Here is an 11,829-nt window from a genome sequence, read left to right as displayed (position 1 = left end):
TCCTCGGGCGTTTACTCGACTCCACGCTAGGAGCGGTCAGGAGACGAAGTCGTCCACTAATCTGGCGACCACAAACATTTTTCTCTCTAAACCGAGAGGTTAACGATGCTCATAACACGAGATCCGGGGCTCAGGTCCGGATCGAACTACGTGCTCGAGCCTGATCGCTTCCCCGCCATCACTCATTGCGGAGAGGGCGAGGTGTCGGATCGACATCTCATCGCAATGCACACACACGCATCGACGGAAATCATGCTCGCGACGAGCGGCGCCTACACGTGGACCGTGGAGAGTCAGGAGGTTCGGCAGCGGGCGGGCGAGGTGATCGTCACTCTCGCGGGAGAAGTCCACGGAACGAGCGACCGGGGGCACCCGGCGTGTCGACTGCTCTGGGTCGGCGTGAATCTCGACGAATGCGGCGGTGACGGCCAACGGATGGGCGAACTCGTCTCCGCGCGAAACCCGCGGACGTCGATCACCTGCACCGCGGCGGAGCCCCTGATCCGCGGGATCGTCCTGCAGGTGATCTCGGACCGAGCCGGCGCGCGGGACATCGTCCGCGGGTACGTCGAGACGCTGGTGCGAGTGATATGCCAGCAATTGGATACCCCCTCTTACGGGAGTGAGCGCTCTCCCCTGGTTCTGGCGGCCATCCACATGCTTCGCAACAACCTGTCACGCAGGGTCTCCATCCGAGAGATCGCGCTTGCGTGCGGCGTCGGAGACTCGACTCTCGCCCGTCGCTTTGTCGAGGAGGTCGGGCAGTCCCCGGCCGCGTTTCATCGGCTCCTTCGACTGGATGCGGCCCGAGAACGGCTCGCCGCACGCGATGCGAGTGTCACCGACATCGCCCTGGCGTGCGGATTCAATTCTGCCCAACACCTCAGCACGGCGTTGAAGCGCGAGACCGGCTTAACCCCGAGTGAATGGAGACGCAATGCGAATGCGCACGTTCCTTGACCCGAGCGCCCTGGATCTTATGATGTGTGAACCGGTTCACTCAACGAAAGTCTCATGACATGGACAAGAAGCGTCGCGTACACATGATCGGGCACGCCCACCTCGACCCAGTCTGGCTCTGGCGTTGGGGCGAGGGAGTCGCGGAGACGCGAGCGACGTTCAGATCGGCGCTCGATCGCATGACGGAGTACGACGACGTGCGCTTCACGTCGGACCAGATTGTGATGCTGTCATGGCTCGAGGACCTGGATCCGGAACTCTTCGAGCGCGTTCGCGAGAGGGTGGCGGAGGGCCGGTGGGAGATCGCGGGCGGCTGGTGGGTCGAGTCGGACTGCAATCTCCCCAACGGCGAGTCCCTGGTCCGCCAGGGGCTGGTCGCTCAGCGGTATCTCGCCTCCCGCTTCGGCCGGATCGCGACCGTGGGCCTTAACGCGGACCCCTTCGGTCACAGCGCCGCTCTTCCCCAGATCTTGGTCGGCCAGGGCATGCGCGCGTACTGCTTTATGCGGCCTCAGCGCCATGAGACCCTGCTGCCCGATCGCCCGTTCCGCTGGAGATCCCCCGACGGAACAGAGATACTCGCCACTCGCATGCCGCGGGCGTACACGAGCCGCGGAATGGACATGTTCGAGCACGTCAGCGGAGCGGCAGACGAAACCGCCCCGGACATCGATGACATCGTGCTCTTCTACGGGGTCGGCAACCACGGGGGTGGCCCAACACGCGATAACATCGACGACTTTCATCGCTTCGCCGGCGAGTCGTCGGCGCTTAAGCCGGTGGCCAGCACGCTCGAAGCCTACTTCGACGCTGTACAGGATGTGAACACACCGGTCGTCGGCTCCGATCTGCTCAGCCACGCGCGGGGATGCTACACGACGCAGTCACGTGTGAAGGCGGCGATCCGACGGGCTGAGAAGCGCGTCCTCGAGGCAGAGCGCTGGGCCACGGTAGCCTCGGCTACGACCGCGCGTCCATATCCCCGCGAGGACCTTGAGAGAGCATGGGCGGCGCTGCTGTTCAACGACTTTCACGACATCCTTCCCGGGTCGACGGTCGAGTCAGCCACAGCAGACGCGCTCGCCGAGCTGGGGGGTGCAGCGGCGACGGCGGATCATGTCGTCGTGATGTCTCAGCAGTCGATAGCCCGCCGGGTCGACACCCGAGTTGGTCCCGGAGAACAACCCATCCTCGTGTTCAACCCCCTGCCTTACTCCCGCGTCGAACAGGTCGAAGTCGAGTTCGGGGGAATTGGCGAGCCGCTCGGCGGAGAACCTCTCGCCATCGTCGATTCGAGCGGGACTTCCATCCCGTTCCAGATCGTGGGCTCCGAGGCCACCGTCGGTGCTGACATCGGTCGCCGCCGCGTGGTGTTCTCCGCCGAGGTACCGGCTCTCGGCTATGCCATGTTCGCGTCCGTCCGCGGCGAGGCCAGTGCGGTGGACCCGATCGTCCAGAGTGACGAGATAAGGGTCGGCGCGCTATCCGTGCGAGCGTCCGTCGGCGGTGAGGTCACCGTCACTCAGGCCAGCCAGGGCGTCGATGTGCATCTCACGCCGCGCCTGGTCGCGGTCCAGGACGATAGCGACACGTGGTCGCATGACGTCGTCGCCTACGGTCGTGGCGGTCGCGCATTCGACATCGTTAAGGTGAGAGTAATCGAAGCGGGAGCTCTGCGTTCCGTCCTCCGCGTCTGGAGTGAGCACGCGGGATCCAGTCTTGTTCAGGACTTTGTGCTCCGCGTCGAGTCGCCGCGCGTGGAGGTCCGATGCTGGCTCAACTGGCAGGAGGAACTAGCCATCGCGAAGCTGCTCGTCCCCTTCGCCGCAGCCAGCGACTATCGGTGCGGCGCTCCGTTCGGATACGCCGAGCGGAGCACGGACGGAGCGGAGATGCCGTTCCAGCGATGGGTTGCGTGCCCCACCGCCGGCGGTGATCGCACTCTCTGCGTCTGGATTGACAGTGGGAAGTCCGGCGTTGACGTCGATTCGTCGGGCGTCGCGATCTCCGTCGTTCGGAGCCCGGTCGCCGCGTGGGACAATCACGCGCAACTCGACCTCGATTCAGCCCGTTATGACTACCTCGACAAGGGGGTTCAGCGTTTCACGTACGCCCTGCAATGCTTCGATGGTCCGCAGTCGAACGATCGGTTTGAGACGGTCGCGCAGGAAGCCGTCCACCCCCTCGAGGCCGTGCTCGAAGGGGCGCACGCGGGGGAGTGGCCGCGCTCGTGGTCCGCGATTGACATCGATCTGCCGTCGGTGCAGATTTCCGCGGTGAAGCTCTCGGAGGATCGATTGGACGTCATCACCCTCCGGCTTGTCGAGACGGCCGGATCTCTCAGCCGGGGCGAAATGAGGGTGCTCGGCCGCCCCGTGCCATACGAGATCGCGCCGTTTCAGGTCCAGACCGTTCTGGTCCCGCTCTCGAAGGATGAGGAGGTGCGCGCCGTCAGTCTCCTCGAATGGTCGGAGGAGGAGATGGCAGCGGTCGCGCTGCCTTGGAAGGACAGCAGCGTGTGACAAACGAGTCGCCGTCCCAGATCCCCGCGCGCCGCGCGGATCTGGGACGGCGACTCTCCGGAGCGAGCCGGTTCAGCGCGTCGACGTCGGCTGAGGCTCTAAAGCGGCTCCCACGGCGCCGATCGATCGATCACCCATCAGCGCCCAGTCATCGACGATCTCGCTGATCATGTGGAGCAGCATGACATGCACCTCCTGAATCCTCGCGGTATTCGATGACGCCACCCGCACCACGACATCGGCCACATGCTCGTCGACCGCTGACGAGTTGCCGGTCATCAGAACGGTTATCGCTCCTTTGCGCCGGGCGGTCTCGAGCGCGTCCACGACATTTCGGGATCTACCGCTCGTGGAGAAGGCAACCACCACGTCGCGGGGGCCGGCGAGAGCTTCGATCTGGCGGGCGAAGACGTCTTCGAATCGGTAATCGTTCGCTATGCACGAACTGACCACGCCGTCGGGCGATAGAGCCACAGCCGGAAGGGGCCGTCGATCGTGGCGGTAGTGGCCGATCAGCTCGCCGGCTAGGTGCTGCGCGTCGGCCGCGCTGCCGCCGTTGCCCAGCGAGTACAGCGTCCCGCCGTTCTCGAAGGCCTCGCACAGACGCTTAGCGATGTCGGATGCCTGTGCGAGAAGGTCTTGCGCGCTCGCGACGACTTCGAGATGCTCGGCGAGCTGGTCCTGGATGGGGGTCATTAGCGGTACTCCTGATCGATGAGGGCAATCCCGACCGCACCTGCGCCAATGAGGGCTGCGCGATCGGGCCGTTGGATGATGCAGACGGGGGTCTGGCGGTTGCCTGGAAGAGCCGCGTCGTGCGCTGCGGCGCGAACCGGCTCGATGAACTGCTCGCCGGCGAGTGTCACTCCCCCGCCGAGGAGAACGAGGTCCGGTTCGAACGTGTTCAGCGCGTTCGCGACCAATTCGCCGATGAGGCGCGTCGACTCGTCCCAGAGGCGAACAGCGACAGGATCACGGTCCTGGGAGGAAGCCAGATAGACGTCCTTCGCCGTGATCGGCGCACCTCGTCCGAGAGTCGGGGCCACGCCCGCGGAGATCAGCTCTTCCGCTCTGCGTGCGATCGAGTGCCCGCTTACGTAGGCCTCGGCGCACCCGGACCGGCCGCATGCGCACAGGCGGCCGCCCACGACGAGCACCGTGTGACCGAGTTCCGAGGAGTTCCCGCTTCGTCCTGTGATGAGTCGTCCGTCCATCACTACTCCTGCGCCGATACCCGAAGAGATCGTCAAATAGACGACGTTGCGCACGCCGGCGTAGCGGCCCCAGCGCGTCGCTCCGAGAACAACCGCGTCGGCATCGTTGCGCAAGGCCGCGCGCACGCCGATGCGCGATTCGACCGCGGCTCGCACGTGGACCTCGTCCCAGCCGGGCAGGTTCGGGGGGCTAAGGATGACTCCGGCGTGTACGTCAAGCGGGCCTCCGCACGCGATGCCGGCGGAGGCCAACGTGCCCCCCGTGGAGCGGAACTCGTCGGCGGTGACCTCACAGAGGTCGAGGAGCACGCGCTGTGCTGCGGTCGCGTCCGCAGGTGTGTCGACGGCGAAGACATGTGAGAGCGCGCCTTCGCCGTCGCACACGGCCGCCGCCAGCTTCGTTCCTCCGATATCGACGCACAACGTGCCAAGCACTATGACTCTCTTTCGATGAGATCGGTCTCAGATGCAAGCACGTGCATCGCTAATGGTGGCCTGTGATCGCAGTAGAACCCCCGGAGAATCAGGTTTCCGGAGGGCCTAGACATGACTATAGCGGGTGGTGCATGCTAAGTGAACTGGTTCATTCGATCGAGGGAGACCGTATGCTTTCGCCGCGTCCGCGCCGCACGCTCGAGGGACGAGCTCGAGCCATGCAGCGGCTCCTCGCGATGGTCCTCGGGACTGTCCTCTTCGCCGGTGCCCTCGTCGCCGGTCCGGTGACCGAGTCTGCGCAAGCTTCCGAGGGAAGCGGCTACGCGCCTCGTCCCGATGGCTTCGCGGTCGTCTCCGTCGGGGCGTCCGTGTCACCCGCCGATGGTGCGAGCTTCAACGCAGGGGAAGGCCCGGCAAGCGCCATGACCGATGGTGACCCTGCCACGAAATCCGGGGGATTCGGTCCGTTCGATGCCATCGTTGACTTGGGCAGGGTCACCGATGTCGCTCACGTCGAGATCGACTTCGAGCGGTACTGGGACGGGCCCAACGTCGTACAGGTCTCGGTCGACGGAACGACCTGGACCGACGTCGTCTCGTCGACCGGCGACGACTACATGGAGACCGCAGGTGCCGACCCGAACGGGCCGAACACGCTGGGTGTCGCCCTCGTATCGGGAACCACGGCCCGCTACGTGCATGTGGCGGCACGCGCGTGGGCCAACGTCTTCGAGATCTCCATCTCCGCGGACGCGTCATTCGAGACGCAGCCCGCAGGCACTCAGAATTTGGCACTGGGCGCGGCCGTGACCGCGCTGAACGGGACGAGCTTCAATCTCTCGGAGGGTGTTCCCGAGAACATGGTGGACGGTAGCGGGACGACCAAGTCGGGCGGGTTCGCCACGGTCGACTTCATGGTCGATCTCGGCAGGGTGGCGGACGTAAACTACGTCCGGATCGACTTCCAGCGCTACTGGGACGGTCCGAACCGAGTTTCCGTCTCAGATGATGGGGCGAGCTGGACCCAAGTCGCTGTCGGGACCGGAGCGATGTACATGAACGCGCCGTCGGTCTCCACGGACGACCCGAACTCCCTCGGCGTCCGGCTCCCCGACGGAACTTCCGGGCGATACGTCCGATTCGAAGGTCGCGCATGGGCGAACATCTTCGAGTTCGGCGTGTTCTCCTCGAGTGCTGTACCGGTGGAATCCATCACGTTCGGCGCGACCGGCGGATCGGCCATCGTTGGCGTGCCGACGGTCCTCGCCACGACCGTCGCCCCGACCGCGGCATCCAACCAGGACCTCACCTGGTCGGTGGCCCCCGCCTCGACCGGGGGAGGAAGCGCCACGATCGACCCGGCGACGGGCGTTCTGCATCCGGCGGACCCGGGGACGGTCGTCGTCACCGCAACCGCCGCGGACGGCTCGGGAACCTCCGCCTCGCGGACGATCGACATCGTGTCGGCCGCCCGGACGTGGCGGGAGATCGAGATCGCGCTCGTGAGTTCGGTCAACTACGCGAACCCCTTCCTCGCCGTCACCGCGACCGCCACGTTCACGTCAGCGGGCGGGAAGACAATCACGCGACCAGCCTTCTGGGACGGCGGCGACATATGGCGCGTTCGATTCGCGCCGACTGAGGTGGGTGAGTGGGAAGTGTCCATTACCTCATCCGATCCGACCAATACGGGCCTCGCGCTCACGGGTGCGGCGTTTGACGTCGACGCCTATGCGGGACCGCTCGAGGTGTACCGCCATGGATTCCCGAAGGTAGCGTCGGCCGGGAAGTACTTCGAGTACGCCGACGGCACGCCCTTTTACTACCTCGGGGATTCGCACTGGACTCTCCGCGAGGAGAACTGGAGCGGCTCGAACGTCGAGGGCATCGATTCTCAGTTCCGTTACGGAGTGGATCATCGGGCGAGTCAGGGCTTCACAGTCTTCCAGTCGCAGCCTCTGGCCATGAACGGTCAAGGGATCGACGTCAGCTCGGGGGTCGCGGCCACGACGCTGCCCGCTCTTCGAGACCTGGACAACAAATTCGCCTACGTCGCGGACGCCGGCCTCGTGCACGCGAATGCGGCGTGGCAGTTTACCTCCACCCTGGGAGTGACGGATCCGGCCACTCTGACGGCGCTGGGCAGATACTGGAGCGCGCGTTACGGGGCCTACCCTGTCCTATGGACGACGGCCCAGGAGGTCGACAGCGACTTCTACGGTCAGATCGATCCGCAGTACTGGAAGCAGCTTGCGGCGGGGATCAGCAACTCCGACGACTACGACCACCCGCTGACGGCGCACATGCAGACCCAGACGGCCTCGTTGGAGTCGGGTTGGGGCGGAGAAGCATTTCACGAGTGGTACGGCCTGCAGACACAGACGGCTGACCGTGGGCTCTATGAGGACGCCTACACTGCCGCTGTCGATCAGCCCGTCATCACCTACGAAACGTCCTACGAGCTGAACAACACGACGACGGATGCGGCACGACGGTTCGCGTACCGGGCATTCCTGAGTGGTTCGTACGGGTACGGCTACGGCGTCCAAGGCGTCTGGGCGACACATCAATCACCCGATGAATGGTTCAAGTACGGGCCGTACTTCAGGTGGTTCGACGGGTTGAACTCGGCCGGCGGTAAGCAGATGGCACACGTATCAGAGTTCTTTGAGTCGCTTGCGTGGTGGAAGCTCGTACCGCAGTTCGATGGCTCGACGCGCTCGGACTTTGGGGGCTCGCCGGACGTCACGCTCGCGGTGGACGGGGACGAGACGTATGTGGCCTACTTCGCCAGCGGTTCGTCCCAGCCGCCCGGGCACCTCCGAGGGATGGGGGCGTCGGAGTATTCGGCGAGATGGTTCGATCCACGGACCGGCGAGTACACGACAATCGACGCGAGCATCGAGGCGGAGGACGGCGAATGGGCCGTGCCCGCGACGCCTTCTCTGGATGACTGGGTGCTTCTCGTCACCGACACGCCCCTCGATGACTTCGATGTCTTCGCTGCCGACGGCGACACCACGATCACTGCTGACGGAGGAACCCTTCAGTTCGAGGCGAGGACGGCGGGCGCTGCATTGGCTACGCCGATCTGGTCGGCCATTGACCGCGACGGTTCCCCCTCCGTCGTCGCCACCGTCGACGCCGCCGGCCTCGTCACCGCGGAAAGTAACGGCGTCGCCCTGATCTGCGCGACCTTGGACGGGGAACGCAAGTGTCGGCCGATCATCGTAATCCGACAAGGCGAGGCGGGACCACCTCTGTTGGCCACGGGCATCTCTCTCGAGGACGCCGGAAACCGTCAGATCATCGCAAGGTTCACGCCGCAGGACTCCTACGACCAGCGAGTTACGTGGGCCGTCACCGAGACGGATGGCTCCCCGACGACGAAGGCGCAGATCTCGGAGGTGGGTGTTCTCTCGCTTCGAGAGCCCGGTACCGTTCGCGTGACGGCGACGGCCATGGACGGATCCAACGTGTCGGGGACGCTGGATTACGACATCGTCTTCAATGACGTGATCACGAATCCCCTGCTCGAAGGAGCGATCGCGACAGCGTCCTCGTCTGACTACGCCAATGACTACCGCCCGCAGAAGGCATTGACGAGCAATCACGGCAACTTCGCCGGTTGGACGTCCGCGACAGATCGCCACGTGTCCGGCTCCGCCCCGGAATGGATACAGGTGGATCTGCCCGAGCCCCGCGAGTTCAACGAGCTCACTGTGTACTCGACGGCGCTCGGCTACCAGCTACGCTCCTACGACGTCGAAGTCTGGCAGAGTGGTGAATGGGTGACGGTGGGAACCCGGCGCAATCTCACGGACAGTGAGTCGACTGTGGTCTTCGCGCCGGTCACGACGGACCGGTTCCGTGTGGTGGCGCTAGAGGGCGATGCAATCGGGATTGCACGGGTCAGTGCCCTCGAGCCGGGTTACGATCCGGATGCCCCCGTGCCGCCCACGGCGACCACACCCCCCACCGTGACTGGAGTCGGGACCGTGGGGGGAACGCTGGTCAGCTCGATGGGATCGTGGGATCGCTCTGACGTAGATCTGACCGTCCAGTGGTATCGCGATGGCGAGCCGATCAGCGGAGCCACGGCCGCCGCATACGTCGTTACCGCGGCGGACCAGGGGTGCGACCTTCACGCAGTAGTCTCCGCCACGAGTGGCGGGCTCGCCGGTACGGCCGCCGGCCCGAACGTTCATGTGCGGTATCAGACCCATCTGACGCTGACTCTGAGTCGACCGATCGCCACCAATAGCTACCCGGTGGTCGCCAAGGTACGGGTTACAACTGCCGGAGCGGCGATGGGACGGGAGGTGACCATCACGGTCGACTCGAAGCCGATGACGATCGTGCTGGATGCCGATGGCCGGGGAAGACTCACGCTTCCGACCGCCGGATTCGGCGTGCGGAAGGTCACGGCTTCCCTGCCACAGGACGATGATCTGGAGGCTGCGACGAGTACCTCGCTGCGGTACATCTCGATCCCGCTGTGATCAGCTCTCCCGGAACGGAGCTATCGAGCCCCGGCGGTTCACCGTGGGGAGCACCCGTATCTCGACGGGTGGGGCCGGTGCATCGCCCCGCAGTCGCGCGACAAGCGTCTCGGCGGCGTGCCGGCCCATCGCGTGGGGGTGGAGGTCGACGGCGGAGATGGGGGGATCGAATGCCGTCATCCAGTCCAGATCGCCGAGTGACACCACCGACAGGTCCCGGGGCACGCAGACGCCGCGGTTTCGAGCCTCCTGCAGCAGTCGACTCGTGATGCCCGCGTCGCCGGCGATCACGGCGGACGCGCCATCGAGATGCGGCAGCCACGAGGTGATGCGGGGGTCGGTGTGCGGAGCCACGAGTCGGCCAGACACTGTGGATGGCGCCGCATCGATGGCGGAGAGGAACCCGGCGGCCCGACCCCGCGTTGCACTCGTCTCCGGCGAGCGCAGGAGCAACGCTAGTCGCTTGTGACCGAGGGTGATAAGTTCGGCCGCGATCCCGCGCACCACCTCGTAGTCGTACCCAGTGACGCAGTCGGAGACGAGAGAATGGTGCGTCGTGTGCACGTGGACTGCGACCAGTTTCGCGGCTCTGATTGCGCTGATGATGGCGGTGGAGGTGGGAGCGACGATCACCGATCCCACTCGGTGCGAGCGTAGCCGCTCGATTGCGGCAACTTGATCGCCGCCGCGTCCCATGATCATGATCATGGCAAATCCCTGGTCTTGGAGAACTTCGTCGATGCCCGCGGCGATGTGCGCGTAGAACGGATCTCGCAGGTCCGGCAACACGACTCCGACCAGTCCGATCCGCCCGGACTTCAGGCTTCGGGCGGGCTGATTGAGGGTGTAGCCAAGCATGCGAGCGGCGTCAAGAACGCGCATTCTCGTGGCCGCGGCGATGCTGGAGTGGTCGGCGAAGGCGCGCGACGCTGTCGCACGTGAGACCTCGGCTAGCCGAGCGACGTCCTTTAGCGTCGGGCCACGATCCGCGCTGTCCACCGTGCGATCAGCCGACGCCACGTCCGGGCACCGTTCTCAACTGATCTGGCGGCGCGTAGTGGATGACCGGACGACAAGTTCAGGGGGGAACTCGATGTTGCGGGGCTTGCCATCCGCGGCAAGTGGATCGAACACCAGCTCCGCAGCGGCTACGCCGATTTCGTGCTGCGGTTGCCGGATGGTCGAGAGGGGTATGGGCGACTCCGCAGATGCCTCGGAATCGTCGTAGCCCAGGATGGCGAGGTCCTCCGGTATGCGGATGCCCTCCCGCAGGGCGGCGCTCAGCAACGCCACGGCGAGCTGATCATTCGCGCAGAACACCGCCCTGGGGCGCGGCTCGAGAGCAAGGATCTCCGCCGCCGCTTGCATGCGATCTTCGGGGCTACTCCCGGCGGCGTCGAGACGGCGAAGTGCAGTCGACGGCATCCCTTGTTCACGAAGTGCGCGCGTGGACCCATTGAGTCGTTGTGTGAAGGGGCGTTCGCCTCTCGGTCCCCCCAGGAATAGGACGTCCTCGTAGCCCTCCTCGAGAAGATGGCGCATGCCGAGGTATCCACCGAGCTCATCGTCGACGGTCACCCACGGGTGACGGGCGTCCCCGAGCGGTGCGCCCAGGAAGACGACGGAAGCTCCGGTCTGCATGAGGCGATCAAGCGTGTCATCACTCATGCCGGTGGCCAACGCCACCGCACCTCGGACCCGCATCTCGGCGAGCGCCTGCGAGTAGTGCTTCTCGCGCGCCTCGTCGCCCTCGGTGTTGCAGATCACGACGACATGTCCGCGCGCGATGGCGACATCCTCAATCCCGCGCGCGACTCCCACGAAGAAAGGGTTCCAGGTGTCTGGCACGAGGAACGCTAGAGCATGACTGGGCGCACCGCGCATCACGCGCACAGCCATATTCGGAACGAAGTTAAGTTGCGTGATGGCAGCTTCGATGCGCCCGCGAGTCCCCGTAGCGACGGTCTTCTGCCCGGAGAGGTAATTGGAGACCGATCCCAAGGAGACGCCCGCCAGGCGCGCGACGTCACGGACCGTAGCGCGCCGCGCCGTGTCTGATTCGCCAGCCGCCATGCGCCCAGGATAGCCGTCGACGCCTATTCGGTCTGCAACTTGACCTGACGGCTTGGTCGCTCCATACTGATTGAACCGGTTCACTTTTTCCGGTTTATCACCCGATTCAATCCCTTCAATGGC

General features: G+C 65.2%; 7 protein-coding genes. 3 read left to right on the top strand and 4 right to left on the bottom strand.

Annotation, left to right across the window (positions count from 1 at the left end):
* Positions 1-150 precede the first annotated feature (150 nt).
* Positions 151-960: a helix-turn-helix domain-containing protein gene (locus ABD197_RS00745; protein WP_344050595.1), complete on the top strand. Its 810-nt coding sequence runs from the start codon at positions 151-153 to the stop codon at positions 958-960.
* A 59-nt stretch (positions 961-1,019) separates the two neighbouring features.
* Positions 1,020-3,482, top strand: coding sequence for an alpha-mannosidase (locus ABD197_RS00740; protein WP_344050593.1), 2,463 nt, complete (start codon positions 1,020-1,022; stop codon positions 3,480-3,482).
* Positions 3,483-3,554: 72 nt separating this feature from the next.
* On the opposite strand, the gene ABD197_RS00735 is transcribed toward ABD197_RS00740, so the two are convergent.
* Together ABD197_RS00735 and ABD197_RS00730 are read right to left on the bottom strand one after the other, a co-directional pair.
* Positions 3,555-4,178: a D-sedoheptulose-7-phosphate isomerase gene (locus ABD197_RS00735; RefSeq protein ID WP_344050591.1), complete on the bottom strand. Its 624-nt coding sequence runs from the start codon at positions 4,176-4,178 to the stop codon at positions 3,555-3,557.
* Positions 4,178-5,131, bottom strand: coding sequence for an ROK family protein (locus ABD197_RS00730; protein WP_344050590.1), 954 nt, complete (start codon positions 5,129-5,131; stop codon positions 4,178-4,180). Before ABD197_RS00730 ends, ABD197_RS00735 begins: the two co-directional genes overlap by 1 nt.
* Before the next feature lie 131 nt (positions 5,132-5,262).
* Between ABD197_RS00730 and ABD197_RS00725 the strand changes: the two genes are divergently transcribed.
* Positions 5,263-9,633, top strand: coding sequence for a discoidin domain-containing protein (locus tag ABD197_RS00725; RefSeq protein ID WP_344050588.1), 4,371 nt, complete (start codon positions 5,263-5,265; stop codon positions 9,631-9,633).
* On the opposite strand, the gene ABD197_RS00720 is transcribed toward ABD197_RS00725, so the two are convergent.
* Together ABD197_RS00720 and ABD197_RS00715 are read right to left on the bottom strand one after the other, a co-directional pair.
* Positions 9,634-10,632, bottom strand: a complete 999-nt coding sequence (locus ABD197_RS00720; RefSeq protein ID WP_344055767.1) for a LacI family DNA-binding transcriptional regulator — start codon at positions 10,630-10,632, stop codon at positions 9,634-9,636.
* A 36-nt stretch (positions 10,633-10,668) separates the two neighbouring features.
* Positions 10,669-11,706, bottom strand: coding sequence for a LacI family DNA-binding transcriptional regulator (locus ABD197_RS00715; RefSeq protein WP_344050587.1), 1,038 nt, complete (start codon positions 11,704-11,706; stop codon positions 10,669-10,671).
* Positions 11,707-11,829: the final 123 nt, after the last annotated feature.

This window comes from Microbacterium lacus, assembly GCF_039531105.1.
Taxonomy (GTDB): Bacteria; Actinomycetota; Actinomycetes; order Actinomycetales; family Microbacteriaceae; genus Microbacterium; species Microbacterium lacus.
This window is presented reverse-complemented; position numbering and strand designations above follow the sequence as displayed.